Source organism: Streptomyces sp. UW30 (genome assembly GCF_008042075.1).
In the GTDB taxonomy this organism is placed as follows: Bacteria; Actinomycetota; Actinomycetes; order Streptomycetales; family Streptomycetaceae; genus Streptomyces.
Genome location: NZ_RDBN01000034.1, coordinates 117,210 through 140,262, shown reverse-complemented (window position 1 = coordinate 140,262; position 23,053 = coordinate 117,210). Strand labels below are relative to the sequence as shown.

The window sequence follows — 23,053 nt, the reverse complement described above, 5'->3', positions numbered from 1 at the left end:
CCCCCTCCTCGCCGCCACCCACCTCAACCCCACAACCCTGCGGAACCAGCGCGAAACGCTCTCCCCGCTGCTGCGGGGGCTCGTGCCGGAGGGGCGGCGGCGCGCGAGCGGCGCGCGGGGAGGCACTGCCTCGTCGCCGGTGCGGCAGCTTGAGGGCCTGTCCAACGACCAGCGGTCGCAGGCSCTGATCGATCTCGTCCGCGCCCAAGTCGCCGCAGTCCTCGGCCACTCCGACCCCACCACCATCGGCGCCGAACGCGCCTTCCAYGACCTCGGATTCGACTCCCTCACCGCCGTCGAACTCCGCAACCAYCTCAACAACACCACCGGRCTACGACTCCCCACCACCCTCGTCTTCGACCACCCCAACCCCACCGCCCTCGCGCTGTATCTGCGGGAGCAGATCAAGGTGGAGAAGGTGTCGCCGGCCGACACGGTCGTCAAGGAGCTGGGCCGTCTGAAGGCGGTCATCAGGTCGGCCGCCGCCGATCCGGCCGGTTACGAGAGTCTCGCCGAGCAGTTGCGAGAACTGCTGGTCGTGGCGGACGAGGCGAGCGGCAGGACGCCGGACGACGCGGAACCGGACGACAGCGATCTGGACGCCGCGAGCGACGCGGAGCTGTTCGCGCTGATCGACGAACTGGACTGAGCTGCGGAACTCGCCTCCCCGGAGCCGCCGAAGGGCCGGCTCCGGGGAGGCGACGGGCGCGCGGCGCCGCGTCGACACCACCAACTTTTCTTCACCGTACGAGCCACATCATTTCGGGGAGCTGACAGCAGTGGCGAACGAGCAGGAACTCCGTGACTACCTCAAGAAGGCGATCGCCGACGCACGCGATGCGCGCAGGCGTTTGCGTGAGGTGGAGGACAAGGCACAGGAGCCGATCGCGATCGTCGGCATGGCGTGCCGCTATCCGGGCGGGGTGTCCTCTCCGGAGGACCTGTGGCAGCTCGTGGCGAGCGGCACGGACGCCATCAGTCAGTTTCCGTCCAACCGGGGCTGGGACCTGGAGAACCTGTACGACTCCGACCCGGACCACACGGGGACCTCGTACACCCGTGAGGGCGGCTTCCTGCACGAGGCCGACCTGTTCGACCCCGAGTTCTTCGGCATGTCGCCGCGCGAGGCCACCGCGATCGACCCGCAGCAGCGTCTGCTGCTGGAGACCGCGTGGGAGGCATTGGAGAGCGCCGGTGTCGTCCCGGCCACGCTGCGCGGCAGCCGCACCGGTGTCTTCACCGGCGTGATGTACAACGACTACGGCTCTCGTCCCGACCTGCCCGCCGACGGCAACGAGGGCTATCTGTTCAGCGGTAGCGCGGGCAGTGTGGCGTCGGGCCGTATGTCGTACACCTTCGGGTTCGAGGGCCCGGCCGTCACGGTCGACACGGCCTGCTCGTCGTCGCTGGTCGCGATGCACATGGCCGCGAGCGCCCTGCGCAACGGCGAGTGCGATCTCGCCCTCGCCGGCGGTGCGGCGGTCATGTCGACGCCGACGGCGTTCATCGAGTTCTCCCGGCTGCGCGGTCTGTCGGTGGACGGCCGCTGCAGGTCGTTCTCCGACGACGCGGACGGCACCGGCTGGTCGGAGGGCGTCGGACTGCTGGTGGTGGAGCGGCTGTCGGACGCCGTGAGGAACGGCCATCGTGTGCTCGCGCTCGTCCGGGGCACCGCCGTCAACCAGGACGGCGCCAGCAACGGACTGACGGCGCCGAACGGGCCGTCGCAGGAGCGGGTGATCCGTGCCGCGCTGGCGAACGCCGGGCTCGACGCCGCCGACGTGGACGCAGTCGAAGCGCACGGCACCGGCACGCGCCTCGGCGACCCCATCGAAGCCCAGGCACTCCTCGCCACCTACGGCCAGGACCGCCCCGACGGTGCCCCGCTCTACCTCGGCTCCCTCAAGTCCAACATCGGTCACGCGCAGGCGGCCGCGGGTGTCGGCGGCGTCATCAAGATGATCGAGGCCATGCGTCACGGCGTCCTGCCCAAGACCCTCCACGCCGACAAGCCCTCCAGCCACATCGACTGGGACGCGGGCGCGGTGGAACTGCTCACCGAAGCCCGCAACTGGCCCGAGATCGAGGGACGGCCACGCCGGGCAGGCATCTCGTCCTTCGGTTTCGGGGGGACCAACGCCCACGTGGTCATCGAGGAGCCTCCGGTCAGGGAGGAGAACGGCACGGAGAACGGCACGGAGAACGGCGAGGGGAACGGCGGGGAGAACGGTCCCGGGGCATCCGCCTCCGTCCCCGTCGTGCCGTGGGTCCTGTCCGGCAAGACCGAGCAGGCCGTCCGCGACCAGGCCAACCGACTACTGACCTACGTCCAACAGCACCCCGACCGCCCCCTCACCGACATCGGCCACGCCCTCGCCACCGAACGCGCCGCCTTCGACCACCGCGCCGTCGTCACCGGCACCAGCACCGACGACCTGATCCAGGGCCTGACCGCCCTCGCCGAGGGAACCGACTCGGCGAACGTGATCACCGGCGAAGCGACGACAGGACGCCGTACCGCCTTCCTGTTCACCGGCCAAGGCGCCCAGCGCATCGGCATGGGCCGCGAACTGTACGCATCTCACCCCGTGTTCGCCGACGCCCTCGACGAGGTCTTCACGGCCTTCGACGGACTGCTCGACGTGCCCCTGCGCGACATCCTGTTCGCCCAGGAAACAGCCGACGCCTCACTGATCGACCAGACCCAYTACACCCAACCCGCCCTSTTCGCCYTCGAYGTYGCCCTCTCCCYCCTCCTYCAGACCTGGGGCATAACCCCCGACTACGTCGCCGGCCACTCCATCGGCGAACTCACCGCCGCCCACATCGCCGGCGTCCTCTCCCTCCAAGACGCAGCCAAACTCGTCGCGGCCCGCGGACGCCTCATGCAGTCCGCACCCCCCGGCGGCGCCATGGCCGCCTTGCAGGCCGACGAGGAAGAGGTCMCCAAGGCGATCGCCGCCGAGGACGGCGCGATCGCCGTCGCCGCCCTGAACTCACCGACGTCCACCGTCATCTCGGGKGACGCCGACACAGTCGAGCGCCAYATCGCCCTGTGGCGTGAYCGCGGGCGCAGGGCAACCCGCCTCACCGTCTCCCACGCCTTCCACTCCCCCCACATGGACGGCYTRCTCGACGCCTTCCAGAAGACCGCGGCCACCGTCACCTACCACCCGKCCCGCATCCCCCTCYTCTCCACCCTCACCGGCGAACCCGCCACCACCGAGCAACTCACCTCACCCCACTACTGGACCCAGCAGATCCGCGGCGCAGTCCGCTTCACCGACGCGGTCACCACGCTTCACGGCTCAGGGACCACCGCCTACGTCGAGATCGGCCCCGACAGCGTCCTGACCACGCTGGCCCGTAACACCCTCGACGAGGTCGTCACGGCCACCCCGCTGCGGCGGGACCACGACGAGGCGGACACCGTCGTCCAGGCCGTCGGCGCCCTGCACGCCCATGGCGTGCGCGTGGACTGGGCGCGGCTCTTCGCCGACACCGGAACCGACACCAGCACCGGCACTGACAGCGGCACCGGCACCCGCCGGGCCGCCATCCCCCCGCTGCCGACCTACGCCTTCCAGCACCAGTACTACTGGATCAAGTCCGCTGCCGGTGCCTCGGACGCCGCCGGTCTCGGCCTGGAACTCGGCGGTCACCCCGTCTTCGGGGCCAGGGTGGAACGCGCGGACGGTGCGGGCGTGCTGCTCACCGGCCGGGTCTCGGCGCGCAGCCACCCGTGGCCGGCCCGGCACTTGCTGCACGGTGCGCCCGCGGTGCCGCCGGAGGCCCTGGTGGACGCCCTGGTGCGGGTCGGGGACGAACTGGGCGCTAGTGCCGTTCAGTCGCTGGTCCTGCACACCCCGCCGGCTCTGCCCGAGGACGGGCGACTGGTGCTCCAGCTGTCCGTCGAGGAGCCGGGTGCCACTCCGGCGAGGTCCTTCACGCTGCACGCCCGGCCCGAGGGCGCCGACCTGCCGTGGACGCTGTGGGCGACGGGGCAGCTGGCCCCCGGCCTCGCCAAGGCGCCCTTCGGTCCGGTCACCTGGCCGCCCGCCGAGGCCACCGCGGTCCCCTTGGGCGAGCGCGACGCGGCACGCGGCATCACCGGCGTGTGGCGGCTCGGTGACGAGGTGTTCGCCGACGTCGTCCTGGACGAGGCGCTGCACGGTGAGGCCGCGGACTTCGGCCTGCACCCGGCGCTGCTGAACTCGGCGCTGCGCGCTGCCGCGACCGGTGCGGACGCGGCGGGGGACGAGGGGACGCTCGCCGTCGAGTGGAGCGGCTTCCAGCTGTTCGCGACGGGCGCCACCGCGGTGCGCGCCCATCTGGTCCCGACGGGACAGGACACGGTCGCCGTGCGGCTCGCCGACCGCGCCGGCCAGGCCGTGGCGGTCGCGCGAGGGGTCACGTCCCGACCGCTGGACGCCGGGCTGGTGCGCGACGCCCTGGTCCGGGATGCCGACAACCTGTTCCTCGTGGACTGGCGGACGGCCGCGCTGCCCGCCCCGGACGAGTCACCCTCGTTCGCCTTCCTCGGTGCGAACGGCAGCGGTACCACCGTCGCCGAGGCCGCCGCGCTCGCGGAGCGCGGTGAGATCGACGCGGTCGTGTTCCGCGAGCCCGGCCCGGGCGTGCCGGGAGGCGACGTCGTGGCCGCCCTGCACGCGCGCACCCGTGCCATGCTCGACCTGGTCCAGCGGTGGCTGGCCGAAGACCGGGCCGGGACCGTTCCGCTGGTCGTGGTGACCAGGAACGCGGTGGCCACCGGCGGTGAGCCGGCGGTCGATCCGGTGGGCGCGGCCGCCTGGGGTCTGCTGCGCTCGGCGCAGTCGGAGTCGCCGGGCCGCGTGGTCCTGGTGGACGTGGACAGCGACGATGCCCACGCCCTCACGGACCCGCTGTCCTCGGTGGTCGCCTCCGGTGCGGCGCAGGCCGCGATCCGCGGCGGCCAGGTCCTGCTGCCCGGCGTGTCGCGCGCCCCGCGGACCGCGGACGGCGCCACTCGCTCCGGCTCCTGGAATCCCGACGGCACAGTGCTCGTCACCGGTGGCACCGGAAGCCTGGGCGCCCTGTTCGCCCGTCATCTGGCACGCGAGCACGGTGTACGGCACCTGCTGCTGGTCAGTCGCCGGGGCCCGAACGCGCCGGGCGCCGAGGCGCTGCGGGCGGAACTGGCCGGGCTGGGAGCCGCCAGCACGATCGTCGCCGCCGACACCGCGGACCCCGCCGCGCTGGCCGGCGTCCTCGACGCGGTGCCCGCCGGGCTGCCGCTGACGGGCGTCGTCCACCTCGCCGGCGTCATCGACGACGGCCTGGTCACCGATCTGACCCCGGAGCGCCTGGACGCCGTCCTCGCGCCCAAGGCGGACACGGCCTGGTACCTGCACGAGCTGACCCGGAACCTGAACCTGTCCGCGTTCGTCCTGTTCTCGTCGATCGCGGGCGTGATCGGCGGCGCCGGCCAGGGCAACTACGCAGCCGCCAACGCCTTCCTGGACGGCCTGGCCTCGCTGCGCGCGGCGCAGGGGCTGCCCGCCACCTCGGTCGCCTGGGGTCTGTGGGCCCAGCCGTCCGGCATCACCGGCGACCTCGACGAGGCGGACATCGCCCGCATCACCCGGGCTGGCTTCGGGGCGATCACGGTGGAGCAGGGGCCCCGTCTGCTGGACCGCGTCCTGGCCCTGCCGCACCCCGCGCCGGTCGTCACCCCGCTGGACGTCGCCGCGATGCGTGAGCGTCCCGCGCAGGTGCCCGCACTGCTGGCGTCCTTGGTGCGCAGGCCGGTGCGGCGCGTCGCCAACAACTCCGGTCGCACCGTAGGTGAGCTGGCGCAGCGGCTGGCCGGCGCCGACGCGTCCACGCAGCTCGCCCTTGTCGTGGAGGCGGTGCTGGAGGGGGCGGCAGCGGTCCTCGGGCACGGCGACCCGTCGTCCTTCGGGAGTGAACAGCCCTTCACGGGGCTCGGGTTCGACTCGCTGACGTCGGTGGAGCTGCGCAACCGCCTCGCCGCCGAGCTGGGTCTGCGGCTGCCCGCCACGCTGGTCTTCGACCATCCGACGCCCCGGAGGCTGGCGGAGTTCCTGCGGGACGCCCTGGTGGGCGGGCCGGACGGTGACGGGGGCGGGACCGCGGCGGCCGCCCCGGCGCGGGAGTACGCGGCGGAGATCGTGCTGGACGAGGCGATCCGGCCCGCCGACGAGGTGCTGCGGCAGGTCGACGACCCGGCGGAGGTCTTCCTGACCGGCGCGACCGGGTTCCTCGGCGCGTTCCTGCTGCGCGACCTGCTGCGGGGAACGCGGGCCACGCTGCACTGCCTGGTCCGCGCGCGGGACGCGGCGGACGGGCTGCGGCGGCTGCGGGAGAACCTGGAGTACTACCGCGTGTGGGACGAGGTGGACCCGGCCCGCCTGGAGATCGTCGTCGGGGACCTCGCCGAGCCGCGGTTCGGGCTGAGCGAGGAGGAGTTCGACAACCTCGCCCGCCGGGTCGACGTGGTCTACCACGGCGGCGCGAAGGTCCACTGGCTGCACCCGTTCAGCTCGCTGAAGGCGGCCAACGTGGGCGGCACGCGGGAGGTCCTGCGGCTCGCCGCGCGCCACCGCACCGTTCCGGTCCACTACCTGTCCACGACGGGGGTCTTCGCCACCGAGCGGGCGCAGAACAGCCCGCTGGGCGTGGACGACCCCACCGGCCCCGCCGAGGCGCTGCCCAGCGGTTATCTGCGCAGCAAGTGGGTGGCCGAGCAGGTCGTCGGCATCGCTCGCGACCGGGGGCTGCCGGTGTCGGTGTACCGCGTGGACGTCGTCTCCGGCGACCAGGTCAACGGGGCCTGCCAGATGCGTGACTTCGTCTGGCTGAGCCTGCGCGGTCTGATCCGGGCGGGCGCGTACCCGGCCGGGCTGGCCGCCGCGGTCCCCCTGACCCCGGTGGACTATGTCAGCTCCGCCGTGGTCGCCCTGTCCACGTCGACCGGGACCGGCTCGGGCACCTTCCATCTCTACAACCAGAGTCACATGACGTTCGCCGACTTCATTACCGAGCTGAGGATGACGGGTTACCCGCTGAAGGAAGTCGAGTGGGACGCGTGGAGCACACTCGTGAGGTCGGACCCCGACAACGTCATGCTTCCGCTGCTGGAAGCGTTCGAAATGATGGCGAAGAGCGAGGGCACCTTCTATCCACCGGTGGATACGAGCGTGGCCGAACTGGCCCTGGCCGGCTCGGGAGTGGAGTGCCCCGAGATGGAGCCGGAGCTGTTCCGGCGGTACGTCGCCTTCTTCCAGGAGGCCGGTTTCCTGCCGCCGGTGAACGAGGACGCGCGGCCCGCTTCCTGACCCTCCCACCCCCACAGACGACGAACGGCCGCGTCCGCCTCTCCACGAGGCGGCCGCGGCCGTGGATTGGACCCCCATGTCCGCAACGCAGAACCGCTGGTTCCGGCGGTTCGACAGCACCGCAGAAGGCGAACTCACGCTGATCTGCTTCCCGCACGCCGGCGGGGCGGCCAGCGCCTACCTGGGCCTGTCCCGCGCCCTGGCGCCCGACATCGACGTCGTGGCCGTGCAGTACCCCGGCCGCCAGGACCGCCGTGCGGAGCCGGCCCTGACCTCCCTGACCCACCTGGCGCGTGCCGTCGCGGAGGAGCTGACGCGCCTCCCGCAGCGCCCGTACGCCTTCTTCGGGCACAGCATGGGCGCGGTCGTCGCGTACGAGACAGCCCGGATCCTCGCCGAGTTCGACCTGCCCACGACGCAGTCCCTGATCCTCTCCGGGCGTGGCGCGCCGAGCCGCACGCCCCGGGCCACCGACCGGCTCTCCGGCGACGCGGCGCTGATCGGCGAGATACGCCGCCTGAACGGCACGAACGGTCGTGTGCTGGACGACCCGGAGGTGCTGGAGATGGTGCTGCCCACCCTCCGGGCGGACTACGGCGCCCTGGGTTCCTACCGCTGGCTGCCCGGTCCGCCGTTGGACATCCCGCTGACCGTCATGGTCGGCTCGTCCGACCCCATTGTCACCGTCGAGGACGCCGGCGGGTGGCTGGCCCACTCGACAAGGCCCGGCGAGGTGCTCACCTTCGAGGGCGGCCACTTCTATCTCGACGCGCGCCTGCCTTCGGTGGCGGCGGCGGTGCGGTCCGTACTGGGGCAGCCCGCAGCGGTCTGAGGCGATGCCGGGCGTCAGGGAGGGGGCGGTCGCCACGCCACCGGGAACGCGGACGCGGCTTCCCGGTCGACGACACGCCGTGGGAAGCCGGGAACGGAGATGAAGTACTCGAAGACGGCGTCCACCGCCGACGCGTCGAGGAAGTCCGCACCGTCGACGAGCCCGCTCGCCCAGTCATGGACGCCCGGCATCAGCAACACTGGTCCGTGTGGCTGACACCAACCGTGAACTGGCCGGCTTCCTGAAACGGGCCCGCGGCCAGGGGGATCCCGCACAGGCCGGCCTGCCCCCGGACGGCCGCATGCGCCGGGTGCCGGGTTGCGCCGGGAGGAAGTCGCTCGGCTCGCCGGAGGGTCCACCGACAACTACGCCTGCCACGAACAGGGCCGGCGCATCACGCCCTCACCCGTCGTTGTCGAAGCACTCGGCTGTGCCCTCGGACTCGACGCCGCGGAGCGCGCGCACCTGCAGGACCTCATCGGAGTCACCGCGCCGCTCCGCCGGCGCCCTGCGGCGTCCAGCGTGTCCGCCCCCGGCCTCTACCACGGCATGAACTCTCCCGCCCTGACGGAGGTCATCCGGGTCGGGCTGTACATGATCTTCAAGCGACGGGACTGACTGTGAACGACGGGCCGACGAGCACGCACGCGGCGACCACGACGGACGACGAAGCGGTCGAGGTCCGACGGTTCTGGCAGCGGCTGGGGCTGCCGGGGCTGGTCGATGTGCACACCCACTTCATGCCCGAGAGCGTGCTGCGCAAGGTCTGGGGCTACTTCGACTCGCTCGGCCCGCTGACCGGCGGCGTCGAGTGGCCCATCACCTACCGCGCCGAGGAGGCCGAACGGGTCGCCGTGATCCGGGACCTGGGCGTGCGCGCCTTCACGTCGATGCTCTACCCGCACAAGGCGGACATGGCCGAGTGGCTCAACGGCTGGGCCGCCGACTTCGCCGGCCGCACCCCGGACTGCCTGCACACCTCGACCTTCTTCCCGGAGGCGGGAGTCGAGTCCTACGTCCGCGAGGCGGTCGAGGCGGGTACGCGCGTCTTCAAGGCGCATGTGCAGGTGGGGGCGTACGACCCGGCCGACGAACTCCTCGACGCCACCTGGGGACTGCTGGCCGAGGCCGGGACGCCCGTGGTGATCCACTGCGGCTCCGGCCCCATGCCGGGCAAGTACACCGGCCCCGGGCCGGTGGGGCGCGTGCTCGCCCGGCATCCCCGGCTGCGGCTGATCGTCGCGCACATGGGGCTGCCCGAGTACGAGGACTTCCTCGACCTCGCCGAGCGGTACGAGGAGGTGCGCCTCGACACGACGATGGCGTTCACCGACTTCAGCGAACGCATGGCGCCGTTCCCGCGGCGGGCACTGCCCAGGCTGGCGGCGCTCGGCGACCGCATCCTGCTCGGCAGCGACTTTCCCAACATCCCGTATCCGTACCTCCACCAGCTGACGGCCCTGGAGCGTCTGGAGCTCGGGGACGCGTGGCTACGGGGCGTCTGCCACGACAACGGGGCGCGCTTGTTCGGGCTGTGACGCGGGCCGCGGCCGCGTTCTGCCGTGATCGTCACCGGACAGGGCCGGTCCGGGCGAAGTCCTGACCGAGCACCTACTCCGCCTTTACAAGAGCTACGCTAGCGTGGTGAACGAAACCGTTTCGTTCTGCTTGGCAGGCCACCACCCGCCTCCACCAGGAAGAAGACAGGCATGGTCTCCGTACTCGTGGTCAACGACCAGTCTCTCCAGCGCCTCGCCCTGCGTATGCTCCTCGGCGCCGAGCCGGATCTGAACGTCGTCGGGGAGGCGACGAGCCAGGCCGAGGCGGTCCTGCTGAGCGCCACGCTCCGTCCCGACGTCGTCCTGGTGGCCGGACGCCCGTCCGGGGCGAGCGACGCCCTGGAGACCGTGCGACGCCTGGTACGCCGGGACCGGTTCCCGCGCCCCGTCGACCCCTCCGACACGGACACGCACACCCCCCGCGTCCTCGTACTCACCCCCGCCGGCCACGAGGATTACGCCTACGCCGCCCTGCGCGCCGGTGCCGACGGGTTCCTCCTCGAGGACGCCGCCCCCGACGAGCTCGCCTCGGCGGTCCGGGTCGTGGCCGCCGGGGACGCCGTCGTCACCCCGACGCTGACCCGCGCGCTCATCGACGCCGTCCGCGAACAGCGCACCGCCCGCACCCTGCCGGGCACCTCCGGACTCGACGCCCTCACCGGACGCGAGCGGGACGTCCTCGTCGCCGTCGCCTCCGGCTGGTCCAACGCCGAGATCGCCGAGCGGCTGTCCATCGCGCCGACCACGGTCAAGACGCATGTGAGCAACATCCTGACCAAGATCGGCGCCCGGGCCCGGGTCCAGGCGGTGACGTTCGCGTACGAGTCCGGTCTCGTGCGACCCGCCGCCTGACGCCGGGCCAACTGGCCTCCTGCGCTACACCATCCGGTGGCTTCTCGCCGCCCGAGCGTTATTCATATCAGCCGATTTCCTATTCATTTCACTGTCCGGCTCTTGGTGCTGACCAACCGTCACGAGGCCCTGAACCAAGTCGAGGAGAGTGGAATGAATAGGAAATCGCCGAGATGGCGATCTGTTCTGACGCCGACCGCCCTGGCCGCCGCGCTCGCCGCAGCCGCCCTGGCGAGCGGGGGCACCGCCTACGCCGAGGACCACACGACACCCCACCCGCCGTACCCGAGCAAGCCGGTCCACCCGGCTCATGCGCCGAAGCCGGCGTATCCGGCGAAGCCGGGGCACCCGGGGAAGCCGGCATACCCGGCGAAGCCGGAACACCCCGGGAAGCCGGCATACCCGGCGAAGCCGGAACACCCGGGGAAGCCGGCATACCCGGGGAAGCCGGAACACCCCGGGAAGCCGGTCTACCCGGCGAAGCCTGCGTACCCCGCGAAGCCGGAGCATCCTGCCAAGCCGGAGCACCCCGTGAAGCCGGCGTATCCGGTGCACCCAGCGAAGCCCGTTTACCCGGCCAAGCCGGCGAAGCCCGAGTACCCGGCGCACCCGGTGAAGCCTGCCTATCCGGAGAAGCCCGCGAAGCCTGAGTATCCGGCCAAGCCCGTGAAGCCCGCCTACCCGGCCAAGCCTGAGTATCCGGCCAAGCCGGTCAAGCCTGAATACCCCGCGAAGCCTGTGTACCCGGCCAAGCCCGTCTATCCGAGCAAGCCGGTGAAGCCTGAATACCCGGCTAAGCCCGTGTATCCGGCCAAGCCCGTGAAGCCTGAATACCCGGCCAAGCCCGAGTACCCCGCCAAGCCTGTCTATCCGGCGAAGCCGGTGAAGCCGGAGTACCCCGCCAAGCCCGAGTACCCGACGAAGCCCGCCTATCCGGCGAAGCCGGTCAAGCCGGAGTACCCGGCGAAGCCCGAGTACCCCAGCAAGCCTGCGTACCCGGCGAAGCCGGCAAAGCCGGAGTACCCGGCCAAGCCCGCTTACCCCGCGAAGCCGGCCAAGCCCGAGTACCCGGCGAAGCCCGCCTATCCGGCGAAGCCGGCCAAGCCGGAGTACCCCGCCAAGCCCGCTTACCCCGCGAAGCCGGCCAAGCCCGAGTACCCGGCGAAGCCCGCCTATCCGGCCAAGCCGGCAAAGCCGGAGTACCCCGCCAAGCCCGCTTACCCCGAAAAGCCGGCCAAGCCCGAGTACCCGGCCAAGCCCGCCCACCCCTCAAAGCCCGACTACCCGGCCAAGCCCGCCTATCCGGCCAAGCCGATGAAGCCGGAGTACCCGGCGAAGCCGGCCCACCCCGACAAGCCCGACTACCCGTCAAAGCCCGCGCATCCTGCGAAGCCTGACTACCCGTCAAAGCCAGCCCACCCGGCGAAGCCCTCTCATCCCGACAAGCCTGACTACCCGTCGAAGCCCTCTCACCCCGACAAGCCCGACCACCCGTCCAAGCCCTCTCACCCCGACAAGCCTGACCACCCGTCAAAGCCCTCTCACCCCGACAAGCCTGACTACCCGTCCAAGCCCACTCACACCAAGCACCAGGAGAAGGACCAGTGGTAACCAGGAGCAGCTGATCCTGTCCGGTGCCGCCATGGGAGTGCCGGGCCCGGTTGATCCGGGCCCGGCACTCCGCTGTCGTGGCGCGCGCCACTGCGGTGCGAACGTGTGCGGGCCCGCTGCCGCTGCCGCCCCTCGCCCTACACCGGCGCCTGCACCAGCCACTTCCGACGGGCCGTAGTACGGCCTAGTGCGGCTCGATCGTCCGGTGGAGTGCGTCCCGGCAGGCGAGGATCGCGGGGTGTCCGCCACGTCCGCGGCGTACGACGGTGAAGACGCGGCGGGCGCGCTGCCCGCGAGGAAGGCGCCGCAGGGCCGGCGTCGCGGGCTGTCCGCTCCAGACGAGGTCGGGGAGGAAGGCCGCCGCGAGCCCCCGCTCGACGAGGCGGAGGTGGAGCAGCAGGTCGGTCGTCTCGAACCGTACGTCGGGTTCGAAGCCGGCGTTGCGGCACAGGGTCAGGGCCCAGTGGCGGGCGGCCGTGCCTTCGGGTTCCATCACCCAGGGATGGTCCGCGAGTGAGCGCAGCGTCGCGGTCGGACCGTCGGTGTCCGGGCTGTCGGCGTGTGCGGGCAGGGCGAGGTGCAGGGGGTCGTCGAGCAGGTCCGCCTGTTCGAGCTCGGCGGGCCGTGGGTTGGGGTTGCCGGGGTACTCCTCGGCGATGACCAGGTCGAAGTCGCGGGCCTGAAGGGCGGGCAGGGCCTTCTCCGGTTCCAACTGGGTGACATGGACGCGCAGATGCGGGTGGCGCTCGCGCAGCAGGTCGAGCGCGGTCGGGACGAGGGCCAGGGCGGCGGTCTGGAACGAAGCGATGCGCAGGGTGCCGGTGAGGTCGGTCAGGGAGGCGGCGATGTCCGCTTCCGCGCGCTCCAGCCTTTCGAGGACCGCTTCCGTGTGGGCGACGAGGATCTCGGCCTGTTCGGTCAGCCGTACGCGTCGCCCGACGGGTTCCAGCAGCCGGACGCCGGCCTCGGCCTCCAGCTGGGAGAGCTGCTGGGAGACGGAGGACGGCGCGTAGGACAGGGCTGCGGCGACCGCCGCGAGGGTGCCGCGGTGCTTGAGTTCGCGCAGCAGGCGCAGTCGGTGCAGATCGAACATCGGCGGAACGCTCCCCTCGGGCCTCTGCGGCTCTTCTCGGCTCACTTCGGCCTCGTCCGACCCGAGCTGTGAATGGTCGGCTTCTTTGACGACCATAGGTCGAAAACGTTCGCTGGACCGATCGTATGAGGTCATCGGACGCTGACCGCATGCTGACCCACCTCGCGACCGCCCTCGGCGTCCTCGCGCTGCTCACCATCACCCCCGGACCCGACATGGCGGTGGTGACGCGGCGCGCCCTCGCGGCCGGCCCCGGGGACGCGCTCCGTACCGTGGGCGGGATCGCGGCCGGGTTGCTGGTCTGGGGCGTGCTGACCGTGGCCGGGCTCTCCGCCGTGTTGGCCGCCTCGCCCCCGGCCTACCTGGCCGTCAAGCTCCTGGGCGCCGCCTACCTGGTGTTCCTGGGCGGACAGGCGCTGTGGCAGAACCGCCGGACCGCACCCACCCCACTCACCGCTTCCGGGGACGCCTCCCCCGCCGTGGGCCCCTGGCGCACCGGTCTGATCAGCAACGCCCTCAACCCGAAGATCGCCGTCTTCTACACCGGGCATCCACGCCTCGATGAAGGGATACAGGCCGAGCGCGAGCAGGATCAGCGGGAAGAGCGAGAAGGGGATGAAGACGCCGAGTTCCAGGGTGTGGCGCACCGGGCCGGGACCTGGGGAGATGCGCAGACCGTCGGCAGTGAGCGCGAGGTGGGTGGTGGCCGCGTCACCGTCGAGGGCGTACGGCGTCGTCCACGCCAGCGTCGCCATCGCCTCCCCGGACGCCAGCGCGGGCAGGAGCCGCTTCGCCGGGCCGGGGTCCGCCAGCGCGGCGAGCAGGGCTGCCGCCGTGACCGTCTCCACCAGAGGTCCCGGAACCGCGTGCCGCCCCAACTCCATGAAGCCGACGGCGAGTTCGAGCGGCCGGGGGCCCAGTCCCTCGTAGGTCTCGGGGACGGCCAGTGCGAACACCCCCGCCTCGGCGATACGGGACCACAGCGCGCGCCCGCTCGCATGCTCGCCCCGGCTCCAGTCCCGTACGACCGAGGGCGTGTCCGCCGCCGTCAGCATCGCGTCCAGCGAGTCGGCGAACGCACGCTGTTCGGCGTCGAGGAGGAACCTCATCAGCGTCGCCCCTTCGGCAGGCCGAGCAGTCGTTCGGCGATGATGTCGCGCTGGATCTCGTTCGTCCCGGCATAGATGGGGCCGGCCAGGGAGAAGACATAGCGCTCGGACCAGTCGGTGTCGGCCCGCTCGCCCTCGGCGCCGAGGAGGTCGAGGGCCGTCTCGTGCAGGGCGATGTCGTACTCCGACCAGAAGACCTTGTTCAGGCTGGACTCCGGGCCGATCGACTCGCCGTCGAGGAAGCGGGAGGCGGCGGCGTAGGTGAAGAGCTGATAGGCACGGGCGCCGACGAGGGCGTCGGCCACGCGATCGCGCGCACTCGCCGGGCTGCCCCGGTCCTGCCAGAGGCGGTGCAGACGGTCGGCGCTCGCGAGGAAGCGGCCGGGGGAGCGCAGCATCAGACCGCGTTCGTTGCCCGCCGTCGACATCGCGATCCTCCAGCCCTGGCCGGGCTCGCCGATCACGTCCTCGTCCGGCACGAACACCTCGTCCAGGAACAGCTCGGCGAAGGCGGGCTTGCCGTCGAGGCGGGCGATGGGGCGGACCGTGACACCGGGGGAGCGCAGGTCGAACATCAGGTAGGTGAGGCCCTGGTGGGGCTTCGGGGTGTCCGGGTCGGTGCGGAACAGGCCGAACGCGCGGTCGGCGAAGGCGGCGCGCGAGGACCAGGTCTTCTGGCCGGACAGCAGCCAGCCGCCGTCCGTGCGCACGGCCCTCGACCTGAGTGAGGCCAGATCAGAGCCCGCCTCCGGCTCCGACCAGGCCTGTGCCCAGATCACCTCGCCGGTGGCCATGGACGGCAGCACCCGGGCTCGCTGCTCGTCGGTGCCGTGGTCGAAGAGGGTCGGGGCCAGGAGGTTCACGCCGTTCTGACCGACGCGGCCCGGTGCATCCGCCGCGTAGTACTCCTCCTCGAACAGCAGCCACCGCAGCAGTGTGGCGTCCCGGCCGCCGTACGCCGTCGGCCAGTTCACCACCGACCAGCGATCCGCGGCCAGTTCGGCCTCCCACGCGCGGTGCGCCGCGAAGCCCTCCTCGGTCTCCAGGGAGGGCAGCGGATCGGGCGGCACATGCGCGCGCAGCCAGGCGCGGGCCTCGGCGCGGAACGCCTCGTCGGCGGTGGAGTGGGTGAGATCCACGGTCGCGCTCCCTCCTTACGGACCCTGCGAGTCTTCCCTAACAAGTGTTTGGTAGGTTAGCGTGCTGCTATGACAAACGTCGAGGCGCCGACGTACGTTCCCGGGCACGGACTGCTCCGCGGGCGCACGGCCGTCATCACCGCGGCGGCCGGTGCGGGCATCGGCGGGGCGACCGCGCGCCGCTTCCTCGAAGAGGGCGCGCGCGTGCTGATCAGCGACGCGCACGCGCGGCGGCTCAAGGAGCACGAGGCGGAGCTGGCCCGGGAGTTCGAGGGCGCGGTGAGCTCCGCGGTGTGCGACGTCACCGACGAGACGCAGGTGCGCGCGCTGTTCGACACGGCCGTACAGGAGCACGGCCGGCTCGACGTCGTCGTCAACAACGCCGGTCTCGGCGGGACTTCACCCCTCGCCGACATGACCGACGAGCAGTGGTCGAGGGTCCTCGACGTGACCCTGAACGGGACCTTCAGATGCACCCGGGCCGCCCTGCGCCACATGCGGGACACCGGCGGCGGCGTGATCGTCAACAACGCCTCCGTCGTCGGCTGGCGCGCCCAGGCCGGACAGGCGCACTACGCGGCCGCGAAGGCGGGCGTGATGGCGCTGACCCGGTGCGCGGCGATCGAGGCGGCCGAGTACGGGGTGCGGGTCAACGCGGTGTCGCCGAGCCTCGCCATGCACCCGCACCTGGCGAAGGTGACCACCCCCGAACTGCTGGAGGAGCTCACCGCACGCGAGGCCTTCGGGCGGTACGCCGAGCCCTGGGAGGTGGCCAACGTGATCGTCTTCCTGGCCTCGGACTACTCCTCCTACATGACGGGAGAGATCGTCCCCGTCAGCAGCCAGCACAGCTAGGACGACAATGGACCCGTGCCGACCAAGAAGAAGCCCCAGGTGACCGCCGCGGCCGTCCGGCGTCGCGAACTCCTCGAAACAGCCGCCGAGGTCTTCGCCGAGCAGGGCTACAACGCCACCACCGTACGCAAGATCGCCGACCACGCGGGCATGCTCGCGGGCAGCCTCTACTACCACTTCGACTCCAAGGAGTCGATGCTCGAAGAGATCCTGCGGACCTTCCTCGACGAGCTGTGGAGCGGCTACGACGCCGTCCTGGAGGCCGGGCTGGGCCCGCGCGAGACGCTGGAGGCGCTCGTCACCGAGTCGTTCCGGGAGATCGACCGGCACCGGGCCGCCGTCGCGATCTACCAGAAGGAGAACAGACAGCTCGTCGCGCAGGAGCGGTTCGCGTTCCTCGCCGAGTCGCAGCGCAAGTTCGAGAAGGCGTGGCTGTCCACGCTGGAGCGCGGGGTCGCGGCGGACATCTTCCGGTCCGACCTCGACGTCCGGCTCACCTACCGGTTCGTGCGCGACACGGTGTGGGTCGCCGCGTCCTGGTACCGGCCCGGCGGACAGCACAGCCCCGAGGAGATCGCCCGGCAGTACCTGTCGATGGTGCTGGACGGGATCGCCGTACGCACATAACCCACTGTTCCCACTGGGGAGTTGCCATGGCCGAGGCCTACATCGTCGAAGCGGTCCGGACGCCCGTCGGGCGGCGCGGAGGAGGGCTCAGCGGGGTCCATCCGGCCGACCTGGGCGCGCATGTGCTGAAGGCGCTCGTGCAGCGCGCGGGCGTGGACCCGGCCGCCGTCGAGGACGTCGTGTTCGGCTGTCTGGACGCCGTCGGGCCACAGGCCGGGGACATCGCGCGGACCTGCTGGCTGGCGGCCGGGCTGCCCGAGGAGGTGCCGGGCGTGACCGTGGACCGCCAGTGCGGATCCTCGCAGCAGGCCGTGCACTTCGCCGCGCAGGGCGTGCTGTCCGGCACCCAGGACCTGGTGGTCGCCGGCGGTGTGCAGAACATGTCGATGATCCCCATCGCCTTCGCCACCCGGCAGGCCGCCGAGCCGCTCGGGCTGACCGCCGGCCCCTTCGCGGGCAGCGAGGGCTGGCAGGCGCGGTACGGGAAGAAGCCGGTCAACCAGTTCGCCGGCGCCGAGATGATCGCCGCCAAGTGGGGCATCAGCCGGCAGGACCAGGAGGAGTTCGCCCTGCGCTCGCACCGACGGGCCCTGCGGGCGATCGACGAGGGCCGCTTCGAGCGGGAGACCGTGGCGTACGGCCAGGTAGCCGTCGACGAGGGGCCGCGTCGGGACACCTCCCTGGAGAAGATGGCCGGGCTGAAGCCGGTCATCGACGGCGGCACGATCACGGCGGCCTGTTCCTCGCAGGTCTCCGACGGCGCGGCGGCGATGCTGCTGGCCTCGGAGCGGGCGGTGCGCGAGCATGGGCTCACGCCCCGGGCCCGGGTGCACCACCTCTCGGTGCGCGGTGAGGATCCCATCCGCATGCTCACCGCCCCGATCCCCGCGACCGCCCACGCCCTGAAGAAGACCGGCCTGTCGATCGCCGACATCGACCTCGTCGAGATCAACGAGGCCTTCGCGCCGGTCGTCCTGGCCTGGCTGAAGGAGACCGGCGCCGACCCCGACAAGGTCAACGTCAACGGGGGCGCGATCGCCCTCGGTCATCCACTGGGCGCGACCGGCGTGAAGCTGATGACGACCCTGCTGCACGAACTGGAGCGCACGGGCGGCAGGTTCGGGCTTCAGACGATGTGCGAGGGCGGGGGACAGGCCAACGTGACGATCATCGAGCGGCTGTGACGTCAGCGGCCGAGTGAGAAGCCCAGCACCACACCCGCGGACACCTCCACCATCCCCGGCGCGAGGTCGCCCGCGGAGCTGCCGCCACCGCCGCCGTGCCCGCGGTACTGGCGGAACTGGTACGACTCGGAGTCCACGTCCTGGATGTGCACCACCGTGCCGAGAGGCACGCCGGCGGCCTCCGTGTAGACCTCGGCCTTGCGCCGGGCGGCCGCCACCGCCCGGCGGCGCGCCTCGTCCCGCAGCGCGGGCTTGTCGTGTACGTCGAACTCGACGCTGTCGATGCTGCGGGCGCCGGCCTCCACCGCTTCCACGATGAGCTGCTGGAGGTCGTCCAGCGCCTCGGTCTCGACGACGTACTGGGCCTGGCACAGGTACCCGAGGAACTTCCGCGCGCCGTCCGCATGGCCGTACTCCGAGCTGAGCCTCAGCCGGGAGCGGGAGACCGAGGAGTCCGGTATCCCGTGCCGGCGCAGCACCTCGCGCAGCCTTGTCACCGCCGTGCCGGCCTCCTGGAACGCCCGGTCGGGGGCGGGCTCCAGCACCTCCACGCCCAGCTTCACCCGCACCAGCTGGGGCTCGGCCCGCACACTGCCCGCACCAAAAACGCTGAGCCCCCAGGGCTCGTTGATCGTCTCCGTCATGCGGGCATTGAAGCACCGCCCACTGACAGCCCGCTCATGGTCTGCGCGGCCTCGGCCATGATCCGCTCCACCAGTTCCGCGCACGACGGCAGGTCGTCGATCACCCCGGCGACCTGCCCGGATGCCATCACCCCCAGATCCGTACGGCCGTCCACCATGGCCGACTTGAGCAGCATCGGGGTGTTGGCGGCGAGCAGGACCTGGCTCCAGGTGAGGTCCTTGCCGTGCCGCAGGGAGAGGCCGTCGCGGACCAGTTGCCGCCAGGTCAGTCCCGAGAGCCGCCGGAAACCGGCCGCCCGCCGCAGGGCATGCAGCAGTGCGCTCGTGCGGCCCGCGTGCTCCAACTCGGCCACCAGCTCGGTGCGCAGCATCCGGTGGGGCAACCCGTCGACCGCCCGAGTGACCGTGACGTCCCGCACCGTCGCCGCCAGATACCGCGCCTTCACCGCGTCCGGCACCGTCGAGTCCGACGTCAGCAGGAACCGGGTGCCCATGGCGACACCGGCCGCGCCGTAGGCCAGCGCCGCGACCAGTCCCCGCCCGTCGAAGAAGCCGCCCGCCGCCACCACCGGTATCTCCACGGCGTCGACGACCTGCGGCAACAGCACCGTCGTCGCCACCTCGCCGGTGTGCCCGCCGCCCTCCCCGCCCTGCACGATCACCGCGTCCGCGCCCCACGCCGCGACCTTCTCGGCGTGCCGCCGGGTGCCGATCGAGGGGACGACGACCACGCCCGCGTCCTTGAGCTCGGCGATCAGCTCACGCGACGGCGCCAGGGCGAAGGAGGCGACGCGCACCCCCTCCTCGATCATGACGCGGACCCGGTCACCGGCGTCCGAGGCGTCCGCCCGCAGATTCACGCCGAACGGCGCGTCCGTACGGGACTTGACCTCCCGTATCGCCTCCCGCAGCCGGTCGACGGTCATCGTCGCGGAGGCCAGGATGCCCAGCGCGCCCGCGTTCGCCGTCGCCGAGACCAGCCGGGGGCCCGCGACCCAGCCCATCCCCGTCTGCACGATCGGGTGGCGGACCCCGACCAGCCGGGTCAGCGGTGTCTCCATCACGCACCGACCTCCCTGGCGCGGGTGTTCTCCGGGTCGATCACCTCGCGGATGAGCCGTAGCTCCTCGGCGGTGGGCTCGCGGGTCGGCGGTACGTCGTCCGGGACGGTCAGGTCGAAGGAGGTCGCCTCCCTGACCTGGTCCAGGGTGACGCCCGGGTGGAGCGAGACGAGCCGCATCGCGTGGTCCGGCGTGGCGAAGTCGAAGACGCCCAGGTCGGAGACGACACGGGGGATCCGGTGGTAACGGGCGTCGCCCGCGTGGTCGTATCCGACCCCGCACACCATGTCGACCTTCTCCACGAACACCCGCCGGGAGTGCCTGGGGATCCAGTAACTGGTCGGATTGTTGAGCGTGTTGACCGGCGCTCCCCGCACCCCCAGCAGCTGCCGCTTCGGCCGCTCCCAGTCGCCGATGCAGGAGATGTTCTGGTTGCCGTACCGGTCTATCTGGCTCGCGCCCATCATCACGTGCCGCCGGCCACCGGTGACGAGCGTCAGGTGTTGCCGGTACGGCAGCCAGCCCTCGGCCGTGCCGTCCGGGCGGACGATCGTCGCCTCGCCGTCGGTCAGCAGCAGGTCCGGCGCGAAGGTGAGCCGCGCCAGCCGTGCGCCCACGGAGGGGATCAGCCCCATCGGGCTCGCCAGGATCTCGCCGCCGCCCCGCCAGGCCTCGGCGCAGGCGATCACGCAGTACTCGGCACGTGTGGTCATGAGTCCTCCCGGGCCGCCGACCGGTACTCCTGCTCGTCCCCGGAGAGGTAGCGAGCCGCGAACTGAGGCCAGGGCGTCGTCGCGTATCGCTTCTGGAACGCCTCGTCCCGGCCGTAGTCGGGGGCGCAGGACGTGAAGTGCGCGCCGTTCGGCGCCTCCACGACCCCCGTCACCACATGCCGCTTGACCAGCAGGGTCTGCGCCGCGGCGTCCTTCGTCAGCTCGGCCGTGTCGACGATCCGCTCACAGGACATGTACGCGCTGTCGGCCGCCTCGCAGAACAGGTCGTCGAAGTACGGGTCCGGGCCCAGATACTGTCCGTTGCCCAGCCGGTCGGCCCGGTTGACGTGCACCAGGGCCGCGTCCAGGCGCAGGGCCGGCATCGCGACGAACGTCTCGCCGTCGTCGTACGGCGAAGTCACCGTCCGCAGGCCGGGGTTGACCCGCATGACGTCCGAGCCGATCCCGGCCCGCACCGGCAGGAACGGCAGCCGGTTCGCGGCGGCGCGCAGCCCCCACATGAACATCGCCTCGTCGATCTCCATCAGCTCGAAGGCGCCGCGCTCACGGGCCGCGCGGTAGTGCGGCTCCAGCGGGATCGAGTCGAGGGTGACGAAGGGGGCGACCAGCTTGCGGATCCGTCCCGCGGCGGCCAGCATGCCGACGTCCGGGCCGCCGTACGAGACGATCGTGAGGTCGGTGACGTCGGAGCGCAGCAGGGCCCGCACCAGGGCCATCGGTTTGCGGCGTGAGCCCCAGCCGCCGATGCCCAGGGTCATGCCGCTGTGCAGCCCGGCCACCACCTCGTCCGTGGTCGTCGTCTTGTCGCTCACTCAGCCACCGTCCCTTCCGAAGCCGTCCCGGACCCGGTCGGCCACCCCGCTGAGGCCCGCCTCGAACGTGAAGCCCTGCTCGAAGCGGTAGCTGCGGCGGACGTCGACCGGGTCGATGCCGTTGATCGCGGCCTTGGCCAGACGCAGCAACTGCCCGTCCTTCGCGGCGATCTCGCGCGCCAACTCCAGGGCGCCGGCGCGCAGTTCCTCGCGCGGCAGCACCCGCCACACCGAGCCGTGCGTGTGCAGCTCGGCCGCGGTCGCCGTACGCGAGGTGTAGTACAGGGCGCGCATCAGGTGCTGGGGCACCAGCCGGGCCAGATGGGTGGCTGCGCCCAATGCTCCCCGGTCCAGCTCGGGCAGCCCGAAGGTGGCGTCCTCGCTCGCCACGATCGCGTCCGCGTTGCCCACCAGTCCGATGCCGCCGCCCAGACAGAAGCCGTGCACCGCGGCGACGACCGGCACCTCGCAGTCGTAGACCGCGGCGAAGGCTTCCGCGCAGGCGTGGTTGACGCCGATCAGCGCGTCCTGCCCGCCGCGCTGCAGCTCCTTGATGTCCACGCCCGCGTTGAACCCGCGGCCCTCCGCCGCGATCACCACACACCGGATCTCCGGATCGCGGCCCGCCGCCCGCACCGCGTCGGCCAGCGCGAACCAGCCGGTCACCGGCAGCGCGTTCACCGGTGGGAAGTCGACCGTGACGACGGCGATTCCGTTTTTTTCGGGCCCGTTTTCCGGGGACGAGGTGGAGACACCCATGGCCGCATCAGCTACCTTTCCACCAAACGTTTGTTAGGTGAAGGGTAGCCGCGAATGGGGCTGGACGGGAAGGTAGTTGTCGTCACGGGCGGTACGCGCGGCGTCGGCGCCGGGGTGGCGAGGGCCTTCGTCGAGGCGGGTGCGAAGGTCGTGGTCTGCGCGCGCAGGCCGCCCGAAGTCCCTTTGGCGGGCGTCGAGTTCAGACCGCTCGACCTGCGCGATGCGGCCGCCGTACGGGCCTTCTTCGCCGCCCTGCCCCGCGTGGACGTCCTCGTCAACAACGCGGGTGGTACGCCGTACCGAAGGCTGACGGACGCGGATGCCGAGCGCCACGCGCGTGTCATCGAGCTGAACCTCGTCGCCCCGCTGACGGCGTCCCTGGCCGCGTACGAGCACCTGACGCGGTCGCGGGGTTCCATCGTGATGATCGGGAGCGTCAGCGGCGGCCGTCCCTCGCCCGGATCGGCGGCGTACGGGGCGGCCAAGGCCGGGCTGGACAACCTGGCCCGCTCGATGGCGGTGGAGTGGGCGCCGCACGTCCGCGTCAACACGCTCGTCGTCGGCATGGTCCGCACCGAGCTGACCCACCTCCACTACGGCGGCGAGGACGGCATGGCCGGCGTCTCCCGCACGGTCCCGCTCGGCCGCCTCGCCGAACCGGCCGACGTCGGCGCGGCAGCCGTCTTCCTCGCCTCCGACGCCGCCGCCTACATCAGCGGGGCGAGCCTGCATGTGCACGGCGGGGGCGAGCGGCCCGCGTTCCTGGACGCCGCAACGGTCAACAAGGAGGCCTGACATGAGCCGGATGTGTGAAGGGCGGGTCGTCGTCGTCACCGGGGCGG

The 23,053-nt window shown here is 71.8% G+C and carries 18 protein-coding genes and 3 pseudogenes; 12 read left to right on the top strand and 9 right to left on the bottom strand.

Annotation, left to right across the window (positions count from 1 at the left end; translation table 11 throughout):
• From EAO75_RS18395 to EAO75_RS18385, 3 genes and pseudogenes are all read left to right on the top strand, one after another.
• Positions 1-649 (top strand): phosphopantetheine-binding protein (locus EAO75_RS18395; protein ID WP_222723971.1); only part of this gene is annotated, 649 nt, incomplete at its 5' end.
• 154 nt (positions 650-803) lie between these two features.
• Positions 804-7,340, top strand: a pseudogene (locus EAO75_RS18390) (thioester reductase domain-containing protein); the annotation flags it as partial.
• Between the two features lie 76 nt (positions 7,341-7,416).
• Positions 7,417-8,172, top strand: coding sequence for a thioesterase II family protein (locus EAO75_RS18385; protein WP_147996166.1), 756 nt, complete (start codon positions 7,417-7,419; stop codon positions 8,170-8,172).
• A 14-nt stretch (positions 8,173-8,186) separates the two neighbouring features.
• On the opposite strand, the gene EAO75_RS45935 is transcribed toward EAO75_RS18385, so the two are convergent.
• Positions 8,187-8,363 (bottom strand): hypothetical protein, encoded by a 177-nt coding sequence (locus tag EAO75_RS45935; RefSeq protein WP_187284499.1) that lies wholly within the window; start codon positions 8,361-8,363, stop codon positions 8,187-8,189.
• Between the two features lie 127 nt (positions 8,364-8,490).
• On the opposite strand from EAO75_RS45935, the gene EAO75_RS48615 reads away from it, so the two are divergent.
• The 4 genes from EAO75_RS48615 to EAO75_RS45925 all read left to right on the top strand — a co-directional run bounded on the left by EAO75_RS48615 (position 8,491) and on the right by EAO75_RS45925 (position 12,194).
• On the top strand, positions 8,491-8,790 hold the full coding sequence (locus EAO75_RS48615) for a helix-turn-helix domain-containing protein (RefSeq protein ID WP_410092431.1): 300 nt from the start codon (positions 8,491-8,493) through the stop codon (positions 8,788-8,790).
• Between the two features lie 2 nt (positions 8,791-8,792).
• Positions 8,793-9,710, top strand: a complete 918-nt coding sequence (locus EAO75_RS18375; RefSeq protein WP_147996165.1) for an amidohydrolase family protein — start codon at positions 8,793-8,795, stop codon at positions 9,708-9,710.
• Between the two features lie 171 nt (positions 9,711-9,881).
• The gene (locus tag EAO75_RS18370; RefSeq protein ID WP_147996164.1) at positions 9,882-10,583 is read left to right on the top strand and encodes a LuxR C-terminal-related transcriptional regulator; all 702 of its coding nucleotides are present in this window, start codon (positions 9,882-9,884) and stop codon (positions 10,581-10,583) included.
• A gap of 102 nt (positions 10,584-10,685) precedes the next feature.
• Positions 10,686-12,194 (top strand): hypothetical protein, encoded by a 1,509-nt coding sequence (locus EAO75_RS45925; protein WP_222723970.1) that lies wholly within the window; start codon positions 10,686-10,688, stop codon positions 12,192-12,194.
• Positions 12,195-12,378: 184 nt separating this feature from the next.
• Here EAO75_RS45925 and EAO75_RS18360 read toward each other — a convergent pair whose 3' ends face one another.
• Positions 12,379-13,287 carry a LysR family transcriptional regulator gene (locus tag EAO75_RS18360; protein ID WP_147996163.1) on the bottom strand — a complete coding sequence of 303 codons (909 nt, stop codon included), beginning with the start codon at positions 13,285-13,287 and terminating at the stop codon, positions 12,379-12,381.
• 125 nt (positions 13,288-13,412) lie between these two features.
• On the opposite strand from EAO75_RS18360, the pseudogene EAO75_RS18355 reads away from it, so the two are divergent.
• Positions 13,413-13,772, top strand: a pseudogene (locus EAO75_RS18355) (LysE family translocator); the annotation flags it as partial.
• A 144-nt stretch (positions 13,773-13,916) separates the two neighbouring features.
• Here the strand turns inward: EAO75_RS18355 and EAO75_RS18350 are convergent.
• Both EAO75_RS18350 and EAO75_RS18345 read right to left on the bottom strand, forming a co-directional pair.
• Positions 13,917-14,396, bottom strand: a pseudogene (locus EAO75_RS18350) (acyl-CoA dehydrogenase family protein); the annotation flags it as partial.
• A complete protein-coding gene (locus tag EAO75_RS18345) occupies positions 14,396-15,535 on the bottom strand; it encodes an acyl-CoA dehydrogenase family protein (RefSeq protein ID WP_147996162.1) in 1,140 nt (379 codons plus the stop codon). The gene EAO75_RS18345 and the pseudogene EAO75_RS18350, both read right to left, overlap by 1 nt.
• Before the next feature lie 69 nt (positions 15,536-15,604).
• On the opposite strand from EAO75_RS18345, the gene EAO75_RS18340 reads away from it, so the two are divergent.
• Genes EAO75_RS18340 through EAO75_RS18330 form a run of 3 tightly spaced genes read left to right on the top strand, consistent with a single transcriptional unit; the run spans position 15,605 to position 18,201 of the window.
• Positions 15,605-16,390, top strand: coding sequence for an SDR family oxidoreductase (locus tag EAO75_RS18340; RefSeq protein WP_147996161.1), 786 nt, complete (start codon positions 15,605-15,607; stop codon positions 16,388-16,390).
• Between the two features lie 15 nt (positions 16,391-16,405).
• The gene (locus tag EAO75_RS18335; RefSeq protein WP_147996160.1) at positions 16,406-17,017 is read left to right on the top strand and encodes a TetR/AcrR family transcriptional regulator; all 612 of its coding nucleotides are present in this window, start codon (positions 16,406-16,408) and stop codon (positions 17,015-17,017) included.
• A gap of 26 nt (positions 17,018-17,043) precedes the next feature.
• Entirely contained in the window at positions 17,044-18,201 is a 1,158-nt protein-coding gene (locus EAO75_RS18330; protein WP_147996159.1) for an acetyl-CoA C-acetyltransferase, read from the top strand.
• A gap of 2 nt (positions 18,202-18,203) precedes the next feature.
• Here the strand turns inward: EAO75_RS18330 and EAO75_RS18325 are convergent, their stop codons facing one another.
• From EAO75_RS18325 to EAO75_RS18305, 5 genes are read right to left on the bottom strand one after another with little or no spacing between them, the layout of a single operon-like run.
• Positions 18,204-18,845: an SIMPL domain-containing protein gene (locus EAO75_RS18325; RefSeq protein ID WP_147996158.1), complete on the bottom strand. Its 642-nt coding sequence runs from the start codon at positions 18,843-18,845 to the stop codon at positions 18,204-18,206.
• On the bottom strand, positions 18,842-19,906 hold the full coding sequence (locus EAO75_RS18320; protein ID WP_147996177.1) for an NAD(P)H-dependent flavin oxidoreductase: 1,065 nt from the start codon (positions 19,904-19,906) through the stop codon (positions 18,842-18,844). The genes EAO75_RS18325 and EAO75_RS18320 overlap by 4 nt, the downstream gene beginning before the upstream one ends.
• Complete coding sequence (locus EAO75_RS18315; protein ID WP_147996157.1) at positions 19,906-20,619, bottom strand: CoA-transferase subunit beta; 714 nt, start codon at positions 20,617-20,619, stop codon at positions 19,906-19,908. Before EAO75_RS18315 ends, EAO75_RS18320 begins: the two co-directional genes overlap by 1 nt.
• On the bottom strand, positions 20,616-21,452 hold the full coding sequence (locus EAO75_RS18310; RefSeq protein ID WP_147996156.1) for a CoA transferase subunit A: 837 nt from the start codon (positions 21,450-21,452) through the stop codon (positions 20,616-20,618). Before EAO75_RS18310 ends, EAO75_RS18315 begins: the two co-directional genes overlap by 4 nt.
• Positions 21,453-22,211, bottom strand: coding sequence for an enoyl-CoA hydratase family protein (locus tag EAO75_RS18305; RefSeq protein WP_147996155.1), 759 nt, complete (start codon positions 22,209-22,211; stop codon positions 21,453-21,455). It lies immediately after the preceding gene.
• Positions 22,212-22,265: 54 nt separating this feature from the next.
• On the opposite strand from EAO75_RS18305, the gene EAO75_RS18300 reads away from it, so the two are divergent.
• Positions 22,266-23,006, top strand: coding sequence for an SDR family oxidoreductase (locus EAO75_RS18300; protein WP_147996154.1), 741 nt, complete (start codon positions 22,266-22,268; stop codon positions 23,004-23,006).
• The last annotated feature ends 47 nt before the right edge of the window (positions 23,007-23,053 follow it).

Bases quoted from the DNA above. Each gene is read 5' to 3' on its own strand.
- EAO75_RS18340 (WP_147996161.1), top strand. From the start codon at position 15,605: ATGACAAACGTCGAGGCGCCGACGTACGTTCCCGGGCACGGACTGCTC.
- EAO75_RS45935 (WP_187284499.1), bottom strand. From the start codon at position 8,363: ATGCCGGGCGTCCATGACTGGGCGAGCGGGCTCGTCGACGGTGCGGAC.
- EAO75_RS18385 (WP_147996166.1), top strand. From the start codon at position 7,417: ATGTCCGCAACGCAGAACCGCTGGTTCCGGCGGTTCGACAGCACCGCA.
- EAO75_RS18325 (WP_147996158.1), bottom strand. From the start codon at position 18,845: ATGACGGAGACGATCAACGAGCCCTGGGGGCTCAGCGTTTTTGGTGCG.
- EAO75_RS18315 (WP_147996157.1), bottom strand. From the start codon at position 20,619: ATGACCACACGTGCCGAGTACTGCGTGATCGCCTGCGCCGAGGCCTGG.
- EAO75_RS18360 (WP_147996163.1), bottom strand. From the start codon at position 13,287: ATGTTCGATCTGCACCGACTGCGCCTGCTGCGCGAACTCAAGCACCGC.
- EAO75_RS18300 (WP_147996154.1), top strand. From the start codon at position 22,266: ATGGGGCTGGACGGGAAGGTAGTTGTCGTCACGGGCGGTACGCGCGGC.
- EAO75_RS18305 (WP_147996155.1), bottom strand. From the start codon at position 22,211: ATGGGTGTCTCCACCTCGTCCCCGGAAAACGGGCCCGAAAAAAACGGA.
- EAO75_RS18320 (WP_147996177.1), bottom strand. From the start codon at position 19,906: ATGGAGACACCGCTGACCCGGCTGGTCGGGGTCCGCCACCCGATCGTG.
- EAO75_RS18370 (WP_147996164.1), top strand. From the start codon at position 9,882: ATGGTCTCCGTACTCGTGGTCAACGACCAGTCTCTCCAGCGCCTCGCC.
- EAO75_RS18330 (WP_147996159.1), top strand. From the start codon at position 17,044: ATGGCCGAGGCCTACATCGTCGAAGCGGTCCGGACGCCCGTCGGGCGG.